Annotated in this window: 21 protein-coding genes; 10 read left to right on the forward strand and 11 right to left on the reverse strand. The window is 38.1% G+C overall.

The genetic code is table 11. The features are described 5' to 3' along the window. Positions 1-491 precede the first annotated feature (491 nt). Positions 492-1,952 (forward strand): DUF2867 domain-containing protein, encoded by a 1,461-nt coding sequence (locus BTO21_RS05770; protein WP_105026724.1) that lies wholly within the window; start codon positions 492-494, stop codon positions 1,950-1,952. 165 nt (positions 1,953-2,117) lie between these two features. Here the strand turns inward: BTO21_RS05770 and BTO21_RS05775 are convergent, their stop codons facing one another. The 3 genes from BTO21_RS05775 to BTO21_RS05785 form a co-directional block, all read right to left on the reverse strand. Beyond that, entirely contained in the window at positions 2,118-3,641 is a 1,524-nt protein-coding gene (locus tag BTO21_RS05775; protein WP_045029211.1) for a BCCT family transporter, read from the reverse strand. 395 nt (positions 3,642-4,036) lie between these two features. Beyond that, a complete protein-coding gene (locus BTO21_RS05780; protein WP_065193767.1) occupies positions 4,037-4,807 on the reverse strand; it encodes a class II glutamine amidotransferase in 771 nt (256 codons plus the stop codon). A 129-nt stretch (positions 4,808-4,936) separates the two neighbouring features. After that, on the reverse strand, positions 4,937-5,716 hold the full coding sequence (locus BTO21_RS05785; protein WP_045029166.1) for an AraC family transcriptional regulator: 780 nt from the start codon (positions 5,714-5,716) through the stop codon (positions 4,937-4,939). 95 nt (positions 5,717-5,811) lie between these two features. Between BTO21_RS05785 and BTO21_RS05790 the strand changes: the two genes are divergently transcribed. Further along, positions 5,812-7,176: a CynX/NimT family MFS transporter gene (locus BTO21_RS05790; RefSeq protein ID WP_045029165.1), complete on the forward strand. Its 1,365-nt coding sequence runs from the start codon at positions 5,812-5,814 to the stop codon at positions 7,174-7,176. A 148-nt stretch (positions 7,177-7,324) separates the two neighbouring features. Further along, entirely contained in the window at positions 7,325-7,618 is a 294-nt protein-coding gene (locus BTO21_RS05795; protein ID WP_045029164.1) for a hypothetical protein, read from the forward strand. Between the two features lie 74 nt (positions 7,619-7,692). Here BTO21_RS05795 and BTO21_RS05800 read toward each other — a convergent pair whose 3' ends face one another. From BTO21_RS05800 to BTO21_RS05810, 3 genes are all read right to left on the reverse strand, one after another. Then, on the reverse strand, positions 7,693-8,307 hold the full coding sequence (locus BTO21_RS05800; protein WP_045029163.1) for a glutathione S-transferase family protein: 615 nt from the start codon (positions 8,305-8,307) through the stop codon (positions 7,693-7,695). A gap of 20 nt (positions 8,308-8,327) precedes the next feature. Then, positions 8,328-9,356, reverse strand: coding sequence for an NADP-dependent oxidoreductase (locus BTO21_RS05805; RefSeq protein ID WP_045029162.1), 1,029 nt, complete (start codon positions 9,354-9,356; stop codon positions 8,328-8,330). Positions 9,357-9,462: 106 nt separating this feature from the next. Further along, positions 9,463-10,053: a TetR/AcrR family transcriptional regulator gene (locus BTO21_RS05810; RefSeq protein ID WP_045029161.1), complete on the reverse strand. Its 591-nt coding sequence runs from the start codon at positions 10,051-10,053 to the stop codon at positions 9,463-9,465. Between the two features lie 200 nt (positions 10,054-10,253). Between BTO21_RS05810 and BTO21_RS05815 the strand changes: the two genes are divergently transcribed. From BTO21_RS05815 to BTO21_RS05825, 3 genes are all read left to right on the forward strand, one after another. Next, positions 10,254-10,826, forward strand: a complete 573-nt coding sequence (locus BTO21_RS05815; protein WP_045029160.1) for a hypothetical protein — start codon at positions 10,254-10,256, stop codon at positions 10,824-10,826. A 220-nt stretch (positions 10,827-11,046) separates the two neighbouring features. Continuing rightward, positions 11,047-12,282, forward strand: coding sequence for an MFS transporter (locus BTO21_RS05820; protein WP_045029159.1), 1,236 nt, complete (start codon positions 11,047-11,049; stop codon positions 12,280-12,282). A 23-nt stretch (positions 12,283-12,305) separates the two neighbouring features. Then, positions 12,306-12,980: a peptidoglycan DD-metalloendopeptidase family protein gene (locus tag BTO21_RS05825; RefSeq protein WP_239997995.1), complete on the forward strand. Its 675-nt coding sequence runs from the start codon at positions 12,306-12,308 to the stop codon at positions 12,978-12,980. A 63-nt stretch (positions 12,981-13,043) separates the two neighbouring features. On the opposite strand, the gene BTO21_RS05830 is transcribed toward BTO21_RS05825, so the two are convergent. Beyond that, positions 13,044-14,210: a PcfJ domain-containing protein gene (locus tag BTO21_RS05830; RefSeq protein ID WP_045029157.1), complete on the reverse strand. Its 1,167-nt coding sequence runs from the start codon at positions 14,208-14,210 to the stop codon at positions 13,044-13,046. A 273-nt stretch (positions 14,211-14,483) separates the two neighbouring features. Beyond that, positions 14,484-15,260, reverse strand: coding sequence for an AraC family transcriptional regulator (locus tag BTO21_RS05835; RefSeq protein WP_045029156.1), 777 nt, complete (start codon positions 15,258-15,260; stop codon positions 14,484-14,486). A 207-nt stretch (positions 15,261-15,467) separates the two neighbouring features. On the opposite strand from BTO21_RS05835, the gene BTO21_RS05840 reads away from it, so the two are divergent. Continuing rightward, positions 15,468-16,640, forward strand: a complete 1,173-nt coding sequence (locus BTO21_RS05840; RefSeq protein ID WP_045029155.1) for a multidrug effflux MFS transporter — start codon at positions 15,468-15,470, stop codon at positions 16,638-16,640. A 76-nt stretch (positions 16,641-16,716) separates the two neighbouring features. Here BTO21_RS05840 and BTO21_RS05845 read toward each other — a convergent pair whose 3' ends face one another. From BTO21_RS05845 to rsuA, 3 genes are all read right to left on the reverse strand, one after another. Continuing rightward, complete coding sequence (locus BTO21_RS05845) at positions 16,717-17,370, reverse strand: DUF2913 family protein (RefSeq protein ID WP_045029154.1); 654 nt, start codon at positions 17,368-17,370, stop codon at positions 16,717-16,719. Between the two features lie 45 nt (positions 17,371-17,415). Then, positions 17,416-18,606, reverse strand: a complete 1,191-nt coding sequence (locus BTO21_RS05850) for a Bcr/CflA family multidrug efflux MFS transporter (protein ID WP_045029153.1) — start codon at positions 18,604-18,606, stop codon at positions 17,416-17,418. A 230-nt stretch (positions 18,607-18,836) separates the two neighbouring features. Beyond that, positions 18,837-19,535 carry a 16S rRNA pseudouridine(516) synthase RsuA gene (gene rsuA, locus BTO21_RS05855; RefSeq protein WP_045029152.1) on the reverse strand — a complete coding sequence of 233 codons (699 nt, stop codon included), beginning with the start codon at positions 19,533-19,535 and terminating at the stop codon, positions 18,837-18,839. A gap of 303 nt (positions 19,536-19,838) precedes the next feature. On the opposite strand from rsuA, the gene BTO21_RS05860 reads away from it, so the two are divergent. The 3 genes from BTO21_RS05860 (at position 19,839) to BTO21_RS05870 (ending at position 21,997) form a co-directional block, all read left to right on the forward strand. Further along, positions 19,839-20,333, forward strand: coding sequence for a GNAT family N-acetyltransferase (locus BTO21_RS05860; RefSeq protein ID WP_045029151.1), 495 nt, complete (start codon positions 19,839-19,841; stop codon positions 20,331-20,333). 140 nt (positions 20,334-20,473) lie between these two features. Beyond that, a complete protein-coding gene (locus tag BTO21_RS05865; RefSeq protein ID WP_045029150.1) occupies positions 20,474-21,028 on the forward strand; it encodes a LemA family protein in 555 nt (184 codons plus the stop codon). A gap of 9 nt (positions 21,029-21,037) precedes the next feature. After that, positions 21,038-21,997 carry a DUF3137 domain-containing protein gene (locus tag BTO21_RS05870; RefSeq protein WP_045029148.1) on the forward strand — a complete coding sequence of 320 codons (960 nt, stop codon included), beginning with the start codon at positions 21,038-21,040 and terminating at the stop codon, positions 21,995-21,997. The last annotated feature ends 55 nt before the right edge of the window (positions 21,998-22,052 follow it).

The following is a 22,052-nucleotide window of genomic DNA, read 5'->3' on the forward strand; positions in this document are numbered from 1 at the left end:
AAAATAAATAGTTATTCAATATTACCTGTTTTATTCTTCACATAACAGTTCAACCATTAACTATCGTCATTTTAAACACTTACTTTATTTAAGATATTCCTATTTAACAACAAATAGTTAACCAATAAGAACAATAAATAGCCACTACAAAACCAACTTTCCGCACCCTATTTTAATTTAATAAATATTAAACAAAATTACATATATAATTTAACTAAAAACAATCTTGCTTGTTTTAACCTTTCATCTAATTTAAACAAATTAAATAGGCATGCTTGCTCATATATTCGGCATCATAAATATATGCATGAAAACCCATAAAAAACGGGGTGATAATAATCATATTAACCTATAAAAACTATCATCTTTTACAGTTTATTATTGCTTTTAATCAATAAAAAGCCATTATCTTTAAAGGCGATATTAAAAAATTTAATAGCCGAATTTTTCGCGTATTTATATCGCAACACGGAATTCAGAGTGATTACTTAATGAGCAAAAATATTCTTGTCGTCGGCGCTTCTGGTTATATCGGCAGCCATCTCGTGCCTAATTTATTACACTTAGGCCATCACGTAAAAGCAACAGGACGAAACCTTAAATTATTAGAAAAACGTGGCTGGGGAAGTATTGATAATTTAGAGTTAGTAGAATTAGATTTAGATCTCGATCAAGATTTAACTGATCTATTTATAGATATCGACACTGTTTATTTCTTAGTTCATGGAATGAATCATGGCCATGACTTCATTGAGTTCGAACTTGATTGCGCCCGCCGCTTTAGCGATTACCTCAGCCGTAGTAATGTTGAACATGTCGTTTATCTTGGTGCTCTACAGTCACAAACAAGCCAATCAAAACATTTAACTGCTCGTAAAGAAACAGGCAATATCCTTCGTAACAGCGGTAAATGCGTTACCGAGCTACGTGCCGGTATTATTATCGGCCCTGGCTCTGCTGCATTTGAAGTGATGCAAGACTTTGTCTATCACCTACCCGTAATGTTAACCCCAAGTTGGGTCACATCCCGTAACTCACCCATTGCATTACGTAATCTACTCTACTACCTAACAGAGCTTATCGAATGTCCACCCGATCATAACCTTATTTTAGATGTCGCTGGCCAAGAACAGATGACTTATAAAGATCAAATGGTCCGATTGAGTAAAATGCACGGTAAAAATATTCGTGTGATCCCATTAAAATGGTTAAGCCCCAAAATGGCGACCTATTGGCTTCGTTTTATTACATCGGTTCCAACCAATATTGCACGCGCACTTATTGGCGGATTAAGTTGCGATCTTCCTGCTGATGGCAGTGAACTTCAACGCCGTATTCCTCAACATTTAATCAGTTATGAAGAAGCGATCCAAGAAGCATTAGCCATGAATACAGAAGTGGTTAACAGTGAGATCTGGGGATTTGACCCTGATGCCCTGTTACGCTGGCAAACAGGCTATGGCTACTACCCTAAACAAGCAGGTTATACACTGAAAACAGATGCAAGTTGTGAAGCCTTATGGCGCCAAGTACAGCTTGTAGGCGGTGAAGAAGGTTATTTTTATGCAAATAGCTTATGGCGCGTAAGAGAATGGATGGATGCCATGATTGGCGGAGATGCTCTCAAGCGTTATCGTCGTGATCCTCAACAACTACAATTAGGGGATAAAATTGATTCATGGAAAGTGATCAGCCTTGAAAAAAATCATTTCCTGTCATTACTGTTTGGTATGAAAGCACCCGGTTTAGGTCGATTAGAATTTACCATAGAAGATTGTGGTGATCATCGTACTATCGATATTCGTGCATGGTGGCACCCTAAAGGTTTCATGGGATTATTATACTGGTTTGCAATGATGCCAGCGCATTTGTTTATTTTCCGAGGGATGACGCATGCCTTGGTTAAACGCTGCAAAGCTAAAATACAACAAGGTAATATCGAAACAAAATAATACTGCTTATCTAATTATCAACCACATTACTTATCGCTATTATCAATGTGATAATTAGATAGTTATCAAAATAGAGACATAAAAAAACCGAAGGCACTGCTATTAACACATGCTTTCGGTTTTATTTTAATCGCTTATCTAGATTCGATAATTACATCGTAAAGATTAGGCTGTTTTTGCTGTTTTTGATGCACATGTCATTTTCCATGCAGCAACAGGACCACTTAACAGTGTTAATCCAATCAGCAATGAAACAGGTACTGCGGTAATAACAATAAAGGACTGCAGTGCATTCAAACCGCCATCACCTGCGAGTAATAATACTGCCGCCACGACACCCATGGTAATTGCCCAGAATAAGCGGTGCTTACTACTTGGTTCATTATCACCTGAAACTACCATCGCAATCGAGTATGCCATTGAGTCACCCGTTGTAACCACGAATGTTGTGGTTAATACTAAAAATGCAGGTAATAAAATATAACTCAGCGGTAAATTAGACAATGTCGCTAATAATACCGAAGGTAAACCACCATCATTTAGTGGGCCTGAAATAATGCCGGGATGATTAAGCTCTAATGAAATCCCTGTGCCACCTAATACTGCAAACCAAAAGTTTGTCGCAATGGGTGCGCCAACAGCAACACACAAAATCAAACTACGAATACTGCGACCTTCAGAAATACGTGCAATAAAAATAGCCATCATAGGTGCAAAACCAATAAACCATCCCCAGAAGAACCATGTCCACCACACGTTCCACTCAGGCTTAGCCGTTGTTAAACTCATTGTGCCCATATTCTGTAAATAGCTACCAAATGCAGCACCAAACTCTTTTAATAAGAACGTTGTTGGCCCTAAAATTAACATTGCCGCTAATAATACAAAAGCACCAACAACATTAAGACGTGATAACCACTGTAAGCCTTTATCCATGCCTGATGCTGCTGAGGCTGAATAAATCGCCACTACCACGGCCAAAATAATAAGCTGAGATTGGGTATTATTTTCTAAACCGGTTAATAATTCTAAACTATAACCGAGTTGTGAAGCCAAAAATCCAATCGGACCAATCGTACCCGCCGCCACAGCAATAATTGCACATGCGTCAATCACACTGCCTAACCAATGATTTTCTAAGCGATGTCCAAAAAGTGGAAATAATAAAGCGCGTGGACGTAACTTAACGCCATGTTCATGATGAGCGTACATTAAAACTATTGTTGATAACGTACCTAATACAGCCCAAGCGAGAAATCCCCAATGTAAAAAGGCTTGATCTAATGCAGGAGTTACCGCGGCAAGTGTACCGCCTTCTACACCTGGGAATGATGGTGATGGCGTCATGAAGTGATAAATAGGTTCAGCTGCTGACCAAAACACACCACCACCAGCAAGCAGCGTACACATAATCATGGCTAACCAACGAAAGGTACCAATCGTTGGTTTACTGACACTGCCCATTACTTTTTTACCTAGCGGACTGATCGCGACAATAAGTGCTAAGAAAAAATTAATAAGCATTAACCACTGCCAGCTTGAACCAAAAGTTTTTGCTGCAGAGCTAAATGTTGTTTGGATTATAGCGGTAAAAGCGGGCATATCAATTAAAGCAGAAAGAACGAATAAGGAGATAAACCCAATCGTTAGAGCTGGAACGAGTTTGTTATCTAAACCCTTCAGTCCCATGACTATATTTGGGACGGTATTATTACTAATTTCGCTTGTATTGCGTTGCATAAATGTCTCACGCTGTGTGTGAGGGAAGATACACTAGCAGCATGTTAATAATAACGCCAGTTAAATTTCTCTATATTTTTCAAGACTAAAGCAAGAAAACAAACAATTTCATTAGTTTGTAATTTAAAAACAAAAACTTATAATTCATCGTACAAATAGGCGTATCGATAAATAAAAATCATCAATACAACAAAATAATACAATCGTAACAATGTGACTTATTCAAAAAAATAGTTACTGTACAAATTATATCGACAAATTTAAAAACGAAACAAGCAAAAAAAAGCAGCCATATCAAGGCTGCTTCTTTCACTTTACAATACGAATTTTAACCAATAAGCATACTAATCAATAATTAAATCATATTGAGTGCAGTGGTTATTCACAATGTGAGTAATGGTTTGGCGAGGGATTTTTTGCCATGAATCAGAATGATCTAAAGGTTCAGAAGCAAGAATCGTTTTATGTGCTGAACACTGAATAAAGACCGGAGGTGGCTGATGATCAGAGCTATAGCGAACCACCCAAAATTGCTCACCATCAGAAATACAAAGTGACGTTTTTAATGGACCCGTTATAGATTTATCTTCCATTGCTTGCTCAATTTCATACAAAGTCTGATTAATAGCAGCAATAGGATCGACTCTTAAACCATTTTTGATCATCATTAAAAAGATCAATTCGCTATCGGTTGTTCCGACTCGCTTTAAGAATAACTCTTCAGTCAATTGACGTACCAAGCTAAATTTTACCTGATCAAAACCGCTAATTTGACCATTATGCAGAAACATCCAATTATCAAGTACAAACGGATGACAATTGACTCGTGAAACTTGTGAACCTGTCGACTGGCGAATATGTGCCATAAAACGATGTGAACTAATATGGTGCGCTAACGATCGTAAATTCTCATCACCCCATGCGGGCAAAATATCATGATAATAGCCAGGTAATGCACGATGAGAATACCAGCCTAAACCAAAACCATCACCATTCGCTCGAATGATCCGTTTTTTATTTGACTCTAGACTTTGCTGAATTAATGAATGTTCAGGTTGATAAATTAATTCATCCAAATAGATACTATCACCATGATAGGCTAACCATCGGGACATAACGTATTCCTTACTCAAAACCAAAAAATACTAACGTAGTAGGCTAACTTATCACGCACGACATCTAATCACTATGCCTATCCATTTATCATCACCTACCCATTGATATTCATCATAAATACACTTTTATTATCGATCTTTCATATATTGTTTAGGTGGTCGTCCTAATGTTTTTTTAAAAAACAAAATAAACGCACTGACCGATTCATACCCTAAATCTTCCGCGACCCGTTGAACAGATTCACCCATCGATAATTTCTGAAGTGCTACAACTATATGTAATTGCCCACGCCAACGACCAAATGTTAGGCCAATCTCTTGCTTCACCAGTCGAGCTAATGTTCGTTCACTCATGGCAAATTGTGTTGCCCACTCACCCACCGTATTTCTATCTCCCGGATTTGCCAGTAGTCGTTTTGCGATTTGGTTTAAGCGATGTTCTGCCGGAATCGGAAAATCAAAGTGCTCGGTTGACATTGATGTTAATTCATCCACTAAAACATCGACTAAACGTGCGATTGAGCCCTCTTTATCATAATCTTGATCTTCCTGTGCAAGACGAATAATTAACTCACGTAATAAAGGCGAAATAGAAAGTGTACATGCTTTGTTTGGCATACCAATAATATCTTGCTCAACAAATAGCATGCATACATCAGCATCGGGTGAAATTCGGTTACTGTGTGGCACTTGGCTTGGTATCCATACAGCACAATGCGCTGGAACCATCCAAACGGCATCATTAATATGACACTTAGCAAAACCCGTTAAAGGCATGACTAATTGACCTTTATGATGTTGGTGGAATGGCACTTCATCTTCCTTTTCAATACCAGCAATACGTAACGCTAGTACCTTCTGTGGATAGAGATCGGTATCAAATTCCATAAAACTGGTTTTAAAATTCATGCTATGTCCGTTTTTAGATATGAATTGTCAATATACCCGAATACAGAAATGGAAGTAAAGTCTATTATTACCTCAACGCTTTATAGGAGACTGATATGTCACACAATGTACGTAAGATTGCGCACCCAGCGCTGGTGATCACAGGGATCTTGCTCATTGCAAGTAACCTTCGTGCGCCAATCACAGGCCTAGGCCCTATTCTAGACTTTATTTCTCATGATCTTGGCTTATCAGCAACACAAGCCGGTATGCTGACAACATTACCTTTGCTAGCCTTTGCCATTTTCTCACCAATTTCTTCTGGCCTAGCAAGAAAGATGGGACTTGAGCCCTCACTGATGATAGCGCTGGTGCTTATTGCGGCCGGTATCGTTGTTCGTTCTTCTGGCTCAACCAGCATGCTCTTTTTAGGTACCTGCATTATTGGTGTGGGTATTGCTATCGGTAACGTATTGTTACCAAGTTTACTTAAAAGAGACTTTCCCACTCAAGTACCAACACTAACAGCTGTTTATGTACTTGTAATGGGGATAGGTTCAACCTTGAGTTCTAGTTCTGCTATTCCTTTGTTTAATTTAGCAGAAAAACTACACATCACGGCAATTCCAAACTGGGCATTCTCACTTGCTGGTGTCATTATCTTCCCTGCTCTGTCTATCTTAGTGTGGTTACCACAGTTGAGTGGTCATACTCGTCCAGCGGCAGATACTGCAGATATTGATAGCCACAGTTACTTATGGCGCTCAGCAGCAGCTTGGCAGGTAACGATTTTCCTTGGTCTTAACTCTTTTATTATGTACATCTTTATCAGTTGGTTACCTAGTATCCTAATTGATAACGGCTACACAGAAAACCAAGCAGGTTATATTCACGGTATTCTTCAACTTTCAACCGCTATCCCAGCATTAGTACTGATTCCACTAATGGCAAAAATGAAAGACAAGCGTGGTATGAGTGTAGCAATGGCAGTACTGTCATTTGTGGGTATTCTTGGACTATTATTCATGCCACAACACGCGATAGTGTGGGTTATTGCGTTTGGTTTCAGCTGTGGTGGTGGTTTTATTCTTGGGCTATCATTTGTTGGCATTCGTACTCATGATGCACACCAAGCAGCGGCACTATCTGGTATGGCACAATGCATGGGTTACTTACTTGCAGCAACAGGTCCTATCATCTTTGGTTCATTACACGAAATGACAGGTAGCTGGCATGTACCATTAATCATGACCGCAGGCGTCTGTGTTATCTGGGCATTGTTAGCATTATTTGCGGGTCGTTCACATGTCATTATTCGTACTAAAAGTGGCAAAGATATTATTATTGATGACACTGAACAGCAAACTCACTCTCATCCACATACAGATGTACATACTGAAATTCAACATCTAAAAGCAGAATTACAACGTATTACTAAAGAACGTGATCAACTGAAAAACACACTTGAAAATAAACAGTAATCTGGCATCAATAAATCGCTATCAGTATACCGCTGGTAGCGATTTTGATCACAATAAGTAGTTATGCAACATACTGTTTTAATAAAGTAATTTCAATACATCATCATCCGTCGTAATGTTTATTTTGTTTTAAATGGTTATTACGCTGATGAAACGCTTATCTCTGATCATTTCCAGCTTCGCTCTGCTTTCAGCTTCCGCTTTTGCTCAAACCATTATCCCTCAACCTCAAAATAATATGCCTGAAATTATTACAACGTGTATCGTATTCCTAATTGCAGTTGCTGCTTATTTACTAACAAAAAATAAAATCCAACAGAAAAGACCTAATCTTCCTGTTATGGTACATCATGTCGCTGACGCTATCATGGCAGCCATTATTTTCTACGTGATATTCTTGTTTATTGTTTATTGTTTATTGTTTATTGTTTATTGTTTATAAAATTCAAATGCTTATCAAAACAAAAAGGCCACTCAAAAGTGACCTTTATTTATTAATAATTCGCTTTAACCCATTTAACCCAATTGCTGTTCAATCTGATCTGCTTTACCAAATTTATCATGCGTTGCTAATTGGGCTTGATAACGTTGAATATTCGGATAATTAACAATCATGCCGTTATTCTGCAGTATTTCAGCAATAAACGACATCATGATATCAGCTCCGGTTAGTCGCTCTTCAACTAAATAGGTTTTACCTTCAAGGCACTGCTCAAAATAACCAATAACCTTTTCAGCTTCAATATCAGCATAACCTTCTAAGAAGTTAGTTTTCGCACCATCTTTAGCAACAAACATCTTTAATAATAGCGGTAAAATAGCTGAACTTTCAGCGAAATGAAGCCATTGTAAATATTCAATATAAGCAGGCGTTCCCCGCTGAGGTGCTAAATTAGGGTTATAAGTCTGAATTAAATATTCAGTAATAGCACCTGATTCAGCAATCACCGCGCCATTATCTTCAATGACTGGCGATTTTCCTAACGGGTGGATATTTTTCAATTCTGGCGGAGCCAAAAAAGTGACAGCGTCACGCAAGTAAGGTTTAACTTCATACGCTAAGTTAAGCTCTTCTAATAGCCAAATAATGCGCTTTGAACGTGATTTATTTAAGTGATGCAGTGTGATCATACTAGTAGCCGCCTTATTATTTATTGAGCTTGATTAGTTTGAATAACTAATTTGCCAAAGTTCTTACCTTCTAATAAGCCCATAAATGCTTGGGGTGCATTTTCTAAACCTTGGACTAAATCTTCGCGATAATGAATTTTACCGTCCGCTAACCACTGACTCATATCTGCTGCAAATTCATCATAGCGATCGGCATAATCATCAAAGATAATGAAACCTTGCATTTTAATACGCTTCACAAGTAACGTGCCCATTAGCATTGACAGGCGATCAGGCCCTTGCGGTAGTTCAGTGGCATTATATTGAGAAATCAAACCACATAATGGAATTCGCGCACAGGTATTTAACAGTGGCAGCACAGCATCAAACACTTTGCCGCCCACATTTTCATAGTAAACATCAATGCCTTGCTCACAAGCTTGCGCTAATTTTTCTGCAAAACCATCTGCTTTATGATCAATACAATCATCAAAACCTAGTACTTCTTTGGCATAGCGACATTTCTCTTCGCCACCAGCAACACCAACAACTCGGCAACCTTTAATTTTACCAATTTGCCCTACCATCGAACCCACAGCACCAGTTGCAGCAGCGACAACAATGGTATCACCTTGCTTAGGTTTACCAATATCAAGCAAGCCCATATAAGCAGTAAAACCAGGCATCCCCATCACACCCAAAGCATAAGATGGATGTGTTGGATGCATGCCTAATTTAATTAAACCGTCACCATTTGAAATAGAATAATCTTGCCAGCCTGAATACGATAATACCCATTCACCTTGCTGGTAATCAGCATGATTGGACTGCTCAACTTGACATACCGTACCGCCAACCATGACTTCACCTAAAGCAACAGGTTCGGCATAAGATTTAGCATCACTCATACGACCACGCATATACGGATCTAATGATAAATACACGCTGCGCAGTAAAATATCCCCTTCCGCTATCGTTGGTACTGCCGTTTGTTCTAAACGAAAATTATCAGCCGTTGGTGCACCAACAGGACGAGAGGCTAATACGATTTTACGGTTTACGTTTGTCATTGAGCTTTCCTTTTCATTTTTAATCAAATAATAGACCAGTCGTCTAGTTGCTACTTGTAAAAAATCCCGTTGCTATCATAACGGGATAATCAATCATTTATAACGTCTATAAAACTGGACGTAGCTGAGCTTTTGTTGTTACTAGCGCTTGCTGTAATACGTTTAAATCTTGGCTAATCTTATAAAACAAACTAGCACCAAGCCATAATTGATACAGCGTTTGTGCGGCTAATTGACTGTCTTTTACAGTAATTGAACCATCTTTAATGCCATCATCAATACAAAGTGCGATTAAATTTACAATGCTATAAGCACCATTTTTCAAAGCCTCTCGCATCGGTTCAGAAAGATCTGAGACTTCAGCACTGAGTTTAACCACTACACATTTATTGGCGTTGCAGGTGCCATTATCAATAATTAACCAACGTGAGAAATAATCGGTTAAACGATCAAAACCTGTTCCAGTACCTTTCACTAAAATAGCGTTAACGTGTTCTAAATACTGTTCAAAATAATGTTGAATTAACGCCTCACCAAATTGCTCTTTTGACTTAAAATAATGATAAAAAGAACCTTTTGGTACCGCTGCTGTTTTTAAAATTTCAGACAAGCCAACATTGGTGAATCCTTTGGTCACCACAAGTTGGTAACCAATATCTAAAATATGCTGACGTGTATCGTTTGTTTTTGTTTTCATATGATAACTATAAGCCCGACTAGACCAGTCGTCTAGTCTTATAACCCAATTATTTTAAATCGCATTGTTACGGCTTGTAATAAATACCTCGTTTCTATCTTATTTATAACGACGGATATTAATAGACATACAGCGCTGAACACGTATGATCGACAATATTAACAAAACACCTGTATTACACTGTCAATTGGAATATCGTTTTGATTAGAGAAAATGTCTTTACCCCTTTTGCAACTTGGAGCAAACCGTTAGTTTCTGAAGTTGCAGAAGCAGTTAACCTATTGAAAGATAATGGTTATGATGCCAAGCAACTTACATTAGCTACTGGCCTGCAAGAAAAAAACATCTGTAAGTGGAGTGCTAAATATAAAAAAGAGCCATTAGATGTTTCTTCAATCCCTTACCCTTGCTGGTGCTTTATTGCCGCGCTGATTGGCCGACCTAACATCGCAACCAATGGTAAAGTGATTGAAGTTGAAGAAATCAAACGTGTATTACGCTTATTTAAGCCTTCTGCTTTTGGTAGTCAAAATACGTTTGTATGCCCAACAAGCGATCAATTCGCTAAATTGATCGATAGTGGTTTATTTGCCGAAATGACAACTGAAAATATTGCAGCATTATTTAACTGGAAACCAGAAAACGTCAGTGAAAGCTTACGTGTAGGTAAATTACCTTACTTAAATTGGTGTCTAATCATGATGATGTTTGGCATTAACATTCAAAAAATGGCATTAAAAGATTTGGATACTGAGATTACGATTAATCAGTAACCCTCGACCTATTGCCTAAAAATAACGCCTTGTGAACGGTATTTTACCCACAAGGCGTTACTTTTTATAAAGACATATAATCGCCATATAATCACGACATAGACTATTTTTAGCGGTATAAAAGTAAGCTTCACTAATGACAATACACGTAATGACTTGATTGATCCTAATACCTGATTAAAATAGTCGATTATTATCGTCGTTTGGAATTTCATTATTCATGCCAACCTCAACTCAACATTTGGCGTTAAAACCTACTACCTTATTTACCCTCTACAGTATTATTTTCCTCGGATCTGCGGGGTTTTTTATTACTATCCCCGCGTATGTGAGTTTGTTTTTAACTGATCACTCATTGGCTATCGCGCAAAATATGCCGATTGAACAGCGTCGCACTTTGTTTGGCACCGTGATGTCTGCCGCACCTTTTATCTCAATGTTCTTCACGCCTCTTATTGCCCGCTTTGCTGATCGTTTTAGCCGCAAAACCACAATGGTATTATGCTTAATCATTGCTGCAATAGGTTTTGCAATGCCGATCTATGCCATTGTCATTGGCTCGATTGCATTATTATTTGCCGGCAATATGATCAATAGTATTGGTTCTGCCAGTCAGCCTATCGCACAAGCTATTTTAGCGGATAATAGTCGAGGCAAGACCAAAGCAACATTAATGAGCTTAGTCGCGGTAGTAATGACAGCAGCAATGTCATTTGGCCCCGCATTAGGCAGCAAACTATCAGCAACCTATGGTACTCAAGCTCCTTTTTATGCTTGTTTAGTTATTGCTGTTGTGTGTTTAATCTTATTAAATTTAGTACGTTTACCACCACAAAGGTCATTACAAAATGAGAATCCACTCTCGTTTATTGCGCCATTGAAACGTAGTCAGCAAGGTTTACTGCCCTGTTTAGCGATTGTCTTTATTTGCCAATTTAGCTGGAGCTTATACTTTCAAGATATTGCGTTTATTTTCCCACAAAAATGGAACATCAGCGTTGAAAGTAGTTTCTACCAATATTTTATGATGGCGATTGGTGTAGTGATGATCAGTTCATTATTGATCCTGCCTCGTATTATTTTAGCGCGAATTAATGTCAACGCCGCTTTACGAATAACCACACTCTTTGCTGCTATTGGAATGATTTTATTAGCGATCACGCCAACGCCAAACACTCACATTGCTGCGATGATTTTTACCGCTGTTATGGTTGCGATCTCCTTTCCTTTTTATATTACGGCATTATCAGATAGGGCCAGTGAAGCGGATCAGGGGTGGGTAATGGCGCTATCAAGTGCAATGGTAGGATTAGCATGGACATTAAGCGGTTATTTGACCAGCCTATTTGTGAACATTGATTTAATTTTACCTATCGCTATCGCCGCTTTTGGTTACTTAATTGCGATGGTTTTAGTGCCTCGAAAAACAGCGACGGTTACTGTTGTTGCTCATTAATATTTTTACAAAGGAATATGCTGATGACACCATTAGCGCGCACTCTTCATGCTCATTGTTTTCACCCTGTCATTCCACAGGCACTTCAATTTGGTACAGGATTAATCGTTGATCTTTCTCCAAGCAGTGACCTGTGGCGTAATGTGACGACCAACCATAGCTTCGCAGATGAAATAGTTCGCCAAGCTGAAGCCATTGATGCTGTAATAGTTATTGGACGTTATGCTGAACAACGTCTGATTTATCAAGACAAAGCTAACTTTAGTGACAGTAAAAGTCGTACTGTTCACATGGGAATTGATTTAGGTGTTGCTGCCCTTACACCAGTATTTGCACCACTTGATGGCACAGTACATAGTATTGCCAATCATCAAGGGGATGGTGACTATGGACCAACAATCATTCTATGCCACCAGCTTGAAGGCATCGACTTTTTCACGCTATACGGGCACTTACATCAAGCAGCACATACAACGTTAAACGTTGGCGATATGATCACTGCGGGAGAACAGTTTACGGCAGTAGGAACCACCGCAGAAAATGGTGGTTGGGCTCCTCATCTACACTTACAAATCATTGAGAATATGGGCTTAAATACTAATGATTATATTGGTGTAGTTGATCCTAATGAATTAGCTTTTTACGCTCGTAATTGCCCTAATCCTAACTTGATCATAAAACGTTCAGATCTTGATTAAAACAATTTATCCACTTGACATAAAATCGCATATCAATAACGAAATGCGATTTTAGTTTACGCCTTATTTTTTAACGCTGTCTAACCAACTGTAAACCGTTTCTAATGTTTCATACGACGGCATACGATTATTACGTGCTTGAATTTGATCAACAGTATACGTCTCACTTACTCGCCCATTCGCTAAATAATGCCGTTTTAAGCCAATGGTTACCCTTTCAGGCATATGCATTTTATAAACGAAATATTCACCTTTAATTATCCGATTGTGGTAAATAGCGACATAGTGATTTTGTTCCATACCTTCATTTTCAAGCTGCTGATAATTAAGAATAGGGACAATATTACTGTTACCCGCAAAAGGGATCTCATAAGTCTTATCGCAACTAGGATCAGGCACAAACTTTGTCGTTCGCTGCGCAATCAGCCAACGATCATGCAATTGTTTCAGTGCATCATACGAAGTCACCGCATGAATACGCCGCACTGAATCAACATCAAGCACACGATAACCTAACTGAAATACATCCGATAATATCTGGTTAATACGTAACCGTTCTCGCGGTGAGGCTGTCATTAAATAAAAGCCTAATTTAGTGCCCGTTAGCGTTGGCCACTGTAAGTATATTTGCAACGTTAACGTAGTGATCGTCTGATAATGGCGAAATAAGGTAAACATCATCGTTTCTGGATCTAATAAACGATGAATAACAATCACAACTGAGCGAGTAGAAAAATCACTTTGAATACGATCAATAAACCGTAGTGCTGACCGAGAAGATGCTAATCCTAAAGATGATAATATTGCACGTTGACCCAATTCACATAAGGTCAACACTTGTTCATGATCTAACGGATACCGTTCACATACCAAATAAAGTAAAATTGGCCGTTGTGACAATAAGTAATGGGCTTTATCACTCATCGCCGCTATTTTAAGCATATAAACGCCAAGATCAGCATAAGCGCGTGCTTTATGCACCAACTGTGCTGGAATGCTATCGATCCATGCCTTACCACCCGCTAATGACTCTATATGCTCTATATAAAACGAACAACTTCCTTCTAATAATTCACGATGGCCATCAGGATAAGCACGATACATCGCAAGACCATCACGCCAATCATAAAATTCAAGCACAAACGGGAAAAAGGTTAATGTTTCATCAAATGATAAAATCAATGGCGTTGATATATGTTCATTTTTATATTCAGTACAACAAACAGGCATAGACATCCTTATTAATCTGTTAGCCTTCGCGGGTATTATATTAATCACCCAATGACATATCATTAATAGTAATTAATAAGGTTATCATGACTTATAAATATGAAGATTCAACTTATAAACCATCAATATGAGAGCTTTACAGCTCTTTTTTATTACATAATATATTCAGCGATTTTAGTGTTTATTTATGGTTAATTTATCGCAAAAAAACAGTTAATTCTGGCTAATTTTTAATATATTCTTTTTAAGAAAAAACCTAGAATGCAAGATTTATTATTTAAGTTCAATCATAAAGTTAAGTGGTGTAAACCCTGTCTTTTGACGGAAGAAGCGAATAAATGCACTGTCATTAGCAAAATCAAGCCGAAATGAAATATCTGAAATCCGTTGTCCTTGTGCAAGTAATTCAATCGCGGCTAATAATCGCCACTGCTGACGCCAACTTTGATATGGCATTCCAGTTTCTTTCTTAAAAATACGGGTTATCGTCTTTTGGCTAGCACCAACAAGCAGACTAAGATCAGCTAAGCTAGGTGCTAAAAAATCAGGATGATTAATATCTGTTAACCATTGTTGTAATCGTAGATCATGCGGTAATGGCAAGTTCAAATGGCTATCAGTGGCAATATTAAGCTCTTCAATCAATAAGTTAACAGTATTAGCTTGCTCATTATTAGGTTTATCAAAGGGCCAATATGCCATTCTTTCAAGCAATACCGCCAATAACGGATTAATATCGATAATCTTCATTTCACGACTAAGTTGCGACTGCAATGCTTGGTCAAAATACAAAGAGCGATAATGCGTTACGTTACTCATTTGAGCATTATGCAACACACCCGCAGGGATCCATGCAGCCCTCATTGGTGGCAATACACACTTAACGCCCTCTAAGGTAATTACCATGCAACCATGATGTGAGAATAATAACTGATCTTTATTATGCCGATGTTCACCTGAATCATGCCCCCCCAGATCAATCGCAAGACCAACCACTAACCGATCATAATCATCGGCACAAAACGCCTGCCCTACTGTTATATAAGCCATGAGTATTCCCTTATCAGTTTGTCCTTAAAGTAACATATAAGGTCCTTATGTTAATATTACACCCTATATTAACACTATATAATTTTCCATATTGAAATAACAGTGAGACCAACATCATTATTCATTGTAATAAATGAACGTTTTCAGCGTTGTAAATACAAGCATGAATATAGGTGAAGCGATTATTGGCTAAATAGGATATAGAAAATGAATATAAAAAAAATATCAACACCATTAGCGATTGCGCTTTTGATGTTTCCACAACTTATAGAAACAATGTATAGCCCAGCACTAACATCCATTAAAAATCACTTTTCGGTTAGTGCTGAAAATGCAGCCCAAGGATTATCGATATTCTTTATAGCCTTTGCTTTTGGGGTCGTTTTTTGGGGAACATTATGCGATATCATTGGTCGCCGTCGTTCGACTTTAGCAGGATTAGCGATTTTTATTATTGCAGCCATTGGCACTTATTTAGCACCTAACTTTGATCTATTTTTATATGGTTTTGGTACTTGTGCTTTTGGTGCAGCTGTTGGCTCGGTATGTACTCAAACTATTTTAAGAGATAGCTTTGAAGGTATTGAATTATCACGGTTGTTTTCTATTGCGGCAACATCGGTTGGTATTAGCCCTGTTATCGGTATGATGATAGGCAGTTGGCTAACATCGCATGGTGGGTATACGTGGGTATTTGCGGCAATGATTGTGCTCATCACACTGTTATTTATCTGGTCAAGTGCTCAGTTACCAGAAACTAAGCCAGAAAATATTAAACGTGATAGTTTGCTCTCTGTAGCTAATAAAATGATCCGTGATAGCCATATTTGGTACATCACATTAATGATCGGACTGGCGAACGTGGCGTTGTTTTCATATTACAGTCTTGCTCCGTTTATGTTTGAACAACTTGGTGCCAGTGTGAAGTTTTTTGGTTATACCGGTTTTGTTTTAGCCATCGGCTCAGTATTAGGCTCGCTGATTAATATGAAGCTAATTCACTACAAGTTAAATGGTGATTTAATTGTCCTTATCGCCATGATCTTAATGGTTATCTCTGGCATCGGAGTTTACCTATTGCAGCACACTATTTGGTTCTTTATTCCAATGGCTCTCGTTTCTGTCGCTTTTGGTCTTACTTTACCGAATCTGTTTAGTACTGCTTTAACAAATTACCGTAACCATCTTGGCAGCGCTGGCGCTTTATTAGGGCTATCCTATTACCTCATTATTGGTTTCGGCTTAGATTTTGCCGCATCAATCGGTAATTTAGCAATAACACTATTAACCTGTGGTAGTTGCTGTTTAGTGTTAGTTTGCATTAAATACTTCACGACTAAATTAGCACAATCACGTAATGCAAACATAGCCACTGACTAAGCATACTATTTTCGTTATAAAAAATGCCGCATGAGCCATTAACTCATGCGGCATTTATACATATTACGGATAACAATTAATTAGCGACGGTCGGTAGCTCTGGTAAGTGTCCACCAGCATTATGGGGATAAATAACATACTCACCATGAAACTTCACTTTCGATTTATAATCAGTAATTTTATAAAGCAAGAGCCCATGTTGATAAGCAATATCAATAAATTTTTGCACATTACCACGCACATATAATGATAACGGTTTTACTAACCCACCATCTTCATTCATTGATTCTGCGTACTGGGCAGAACAAACCACTAACGATGCTTTACCATCAGTATGGTGACTTACTTTACGACTGACTTCGTATTCACTGGTCACTAACCAATCTTGCTGTTCTAACGCAGTGTAAAATGTTGCTATAACAGCAGGTGTAATCACAGTTGATTGCCCTTGCTCATCAGTCACTTTCGCGTAGGTTTCAGCTAGGCGCTCAAAATGCAGTTTTAGCTGTGCATTTTTACCCATAGTGCGTGATTGTTGCTGCCATTCTTGCAACGTTTTTACCACACAACGATCAAAACTATGTTGTTTAAGTACTTTTGTTACCCAAGCACTTAAAAAGATACTTTCACTGACAGGGTTTTTTTGTGCTTTACCTATTGCTTGCGCTTCTTGTAAAGCCGTTAACCCACTACTAACAACATTATAAATTTCATTAAAAAAAATGGTCATGATTTATTTCAAACAATCCAAAAATATCAAACTACGACACAACATCTAAGCTGTGCGTGCAAGGAACCAATAAAAGCCAGCCGATAATATAGCACATGACGCCATCGTCAATGCCATAGGCCATGCATTACCATCTGGCATTAATGCAACAAGACCACCGACAATCGAACCGATACCAAAACGGAATGTTCCACCTAAAGAAGACGCTGTACCCGCCATCTGAGGATAACTCGATAATAAACACGCCATGGTATTACTACCGATAGTGGAAAGTGTACCAATAAATAACGCCACGGGAATAACAACGCCCCATAGCCCTAAATCTAACCATTGTCCAATAAGTAACAGTACCCCTGCCACTAATTGGATTATCAAACCAAAACGTAGCATCCAGTGCGTACCTTTTCGCTTCACAAAACGACCATTGATACTGGTAAATAGAATCATGCAGAGAATGTTCAAACAAAAGTAGTAACCGAAATTCTCGACACTGATACCATAAATATCAATGTAGACGAATGACCCCGCCGTTAAGAACGTAAACATACCAGCAAAAGAAAAACCACTGCAACACACTAAGCCAAAGGCAACCGGATTTGACAATAGTCGTTTATAATTTTTAATAATTGACGATAAATGAAAAGGAATTTGTTTCTCTTTGGGAAGGGTTTCTTTAATTTTAAATAAAATCGAGATTAAAACCACCACAGCAAAAATAGCTAATGCCCAAAATACTGCACGCCAACCAAACCAAACAGAAAGATGCCCACCTAATACAGGTGCAATTAACGGTGCGATAGTCATCACTAAAGTAACAAATGACATTGTCCGTGAAAATTCTTCACGTTCAAACATATCACGTACCAATGCGCCAATAATAACCGCTGCCGCTGCACCAGCAAAACCCTGTGCAACACGAATAATGGTTAACTCGTTGATATTGGTACTCAACGCACCTAAAATCGTTAACACCAAGAAACTCACGGTACCCGCTATCAACATCGGACGGCGACCATAGCTATCTGCTAGCGGCCCATGAATTAACTGACCAAAAGCAAAACCTGCCGTATAAGCAGTTAATGTTACTTGAACAGCACTTGGAGACACTAAAAAATCTTTGGCAATATCGGGCATTGCGGGTAGATACATGTCAATTGCAAAAGGGGTTAAAGCGGCAATTGCACCAAGAATGAGAATGAGCTGTAAACTCAATTTAGGTGAGGCTGGTTGAGTCATAAATATTCTTTTAATAAAAATAACAACGATAGGCAGAATATAATTGCTATTAAAGAGACAATAGACCCATTGTACGCTAAAAAAACGAGAATCATTCTTTCCTAATAGGAAATAAAAGGTTTCTAACTTATTTTAAAATAATAGACTAATAATCGTTTAATATTTTACGTATAAAAAAAGCATAAATAACAATATTTATGCTTTTTTGGGATTAATAACAACCAGTAACGTTATTTAGCTAAAAATGATGCAATCTCTTCAGCCGTTAATGGACGGTATTGACCGGGTTCAAGATCTTCATCTAATTCAAGCGTACCAACACGCTCACGATGCAAACCAACAACACGGTTACCCACGGCAGCAAACATACGCTTAACTTGATGATACTTACCTTCAGTGATGGTTAAAACACCTTCACGTTCGCCAACAATCTCTAACTTTGCAGGACGAGTAAGCCCTTCTTCACCGTTTAATTGCACACCTGCTTCAAATTGTGCAATATTCTCAGCAACAATAGGATCAGCTGTTTCTACAAAATACACTTTCTCACACACATGGCGTGGTGAAGTAATACGGTGTGACCATTGGCCATCATCAGTTAATAACGTTAAGCCTGTAGTATCACTGTCTAAACGCCCTGCTACGTGCATTTTCTCAGGGCTAACCTCATCAAACAACACAAAAACAGTGGGATTGAAATCATCAACATGTGAACACACAAAACCTTGTGGTTTATTCAACATGAAGTAACGAGGCCCTTGTAGACGAAGTGGACGACCGTTAAATTCTACATTGTTATCGTCACCGACAGAGAAAGAAGCACTACGGACAATTTCGCCGTCAACTTCAATCATTTTATCACGAAGAAGTTTACCGGCTTCTCTACGGGTGATACCTAAAGTGGTACCTAAGAATTTATCAAGCCTCATTGAGTGGCTCCGCTACTTACAAAAGATTCGGTATTATAAGAAGCAAATCACAGATATGCATTAAAAACTTCATTTTCATGCCATTCATACTGTGAGTACATGGCTATTACGACTAACTAACAAATAAAAATCGTTAAAGTTGACGTTATTCCATCAAAAATATGAACATTTCTATGACTCTATTGTCATATATCTGCTAGATTACAAATTAAAAAAACATTAACTCTATGCAAATACAACAATTTTACAACACGTTGTAACCAATAAAGCCTTCAAAGATAGGGTTTAACTTAGGGACTCAGTATGAATATTTCTCTCAGCACACCAACACTTTCTTCGCTAGATAAATTTCTTCAATTAATAGATGAATTATTTGATTATGAAGCTTTGCCTCAAAAAGCAGAACAGACCACACTTGCAGTTAAACAATTGTTAAGTAATCCAAAATTAGGACAGGCATGGTTTATTGAGGTTGAACAGCATGGTGTTAAGCATATCGCTGGACACATTATCGTCAGTTACAGTTTTAGCCTAGAACACGGTGGTAAAATTGGTTTAATTGATCAATTCTATTTAAAATCAGATTGGCGACAACATGGCATTGGCACTGAATTACTCCCCCAACTTGAGGCATTAGTAAGCCAAGATGGTGTTAAAGCATTATCGCTTGAAGTGAATATTGGTAATGCTGGAGCACGTAATTTCTATGAAAAGCATGGTTTTAGCCCGCGCCGTCAGTTTTGCATGATGACTAAGAATCTAACGGAATCCCACATACCCGCTACTGTCGCTTCATAGATAAAATCGAGTAATAACAATAAATCTGCATTTAAGCCTTGTTTTGACAAGGCTTTTTTCGTTATAACTAGAGAGTACCCTGAATACAGGCCGTGAACACACAGGGTCTTGCCTGTCGGTTCATATAAAGGAAGATGTAAATGCTAATAAGTATAATTACCTTTGTGGTACTGGTTGCATTGTTATATATGGCAATGCGTAACAGCCTCATTGGTAAAAAGAATCAAGTTGCGAATGCTGAAGCAAGTATCGATGTCATGCTAAAAAAACGGTTTGATTTATTACCTAATTTAATTGAAACCACTAAATCTTATATGAAGCATGAACATTCTGTACTAACTGAGCTCACGGCATTACGAGCACAATCACACTCTCTCGATACTGTAGATAAGCCACAACAAGATAAACAATTATCAGCCGCAGTGTCTCATTTTAGGGTCGCCGTAGAAGCTTATCCTGAACTCAAAGCTAACGAAAATACCACACTGTTAATACGCTCAATTAATGAAACAGAAGAACAGCTATCAGCCTCTCGACGCAGTTTTAATGCAGCAGTAACACGTTATAACAACGCTATTGAAATGTTTCCATCAAGCCTTATTGCTCACCAAATGATGTTAACCACTTTACCTTTATTTGAAATTGCTAACACCGAACGCATCAATATCGATGCTGCTCGTTTATTTAAGCAATAGGATACATCTATGGACAGTAAGCTGACTGTACTTTACGAAATGCACCTTAAACCTCAACTTGAAGCGCTTGATCATGATCGTAAAAAAGTCATCAAACAATACTGGCTATCATTACTGGTAGGTGTCGGGTTTGCGGTTATTATTATCCCTCTAAGTTTTATGTATGAGTTACAAGCCTTTGGTATTATCTTTGCCATTATTATTGCGATTGTCATGCATCGCTTATACAGTAAACGTTGGGATCAATATAAAAAAGATTATAAACACAAAATAGTCACCAAGCTTATTAACTCAATTGATCACAGTTTTTGTTATAAACCAACCCAATGTATCGATAAACAAGACTATAAAAATAGTGCCCTCTTTGGTCGCCACTATGATCGTTATCGTGGTGAGGATTTGATTGAAGGTCAGATAGATAAAACCCATTTACGTTTTTCTGAGCTACATACTGAATATAAAACGCAAAGCCGTGATAACAGCGGTAAAAACCAAGATCAATGGCATACTATTTTTAAAGGGCTTTTTTTCATAGCCGATGCGAATAAGCATTTTTCAGGTCAAACAACCATCATGCCGAATAATCATAGTATTTTTTCAGCGATGGGTCAGAAACTCTCCGACATATTCAGTAATAATCAACAGCAAGTGATCCTTGAGGACCCTGAGTTTTCACAGCTATTTAATGTTTATAGTAACGATCAAGTAGAAGCACGTTATCTACTTTCACCGGCAATGATACAGCGCCTAATTAATTTCAGTAATCGCTCTGAACATACCATCGCTTTCTCATTCGTTAATGATCATCTCTATATTGCTATTTCAAGCTCAAAGAATTATTTTGAACCTAAACTGTTCCAACAAGCTGATTCTTTAACCTTTATTGCCTCTATTTATTATGATCTTCAATTTGTGATTAATATCGTTGATGAGTTAGATCTCAATACTCGCATATGGACCAAGCCATAAGGCTAGTGATAAATCGCAGCCATAAAAAAACGGAAGCTCAAGAGCTCCCGTTTTA

Source organism: Photobacterium phosphoreum (assembly GCF_002954725.1).
In the GTDB taxonomy this organism is placed as follows: domain Bacteria; phylum Pseudomonadota; class Gammaproteobacteria; order Enterobacterales; family Vibrionaceae; genus Photobacterium; species Photobacterium phosphoreum.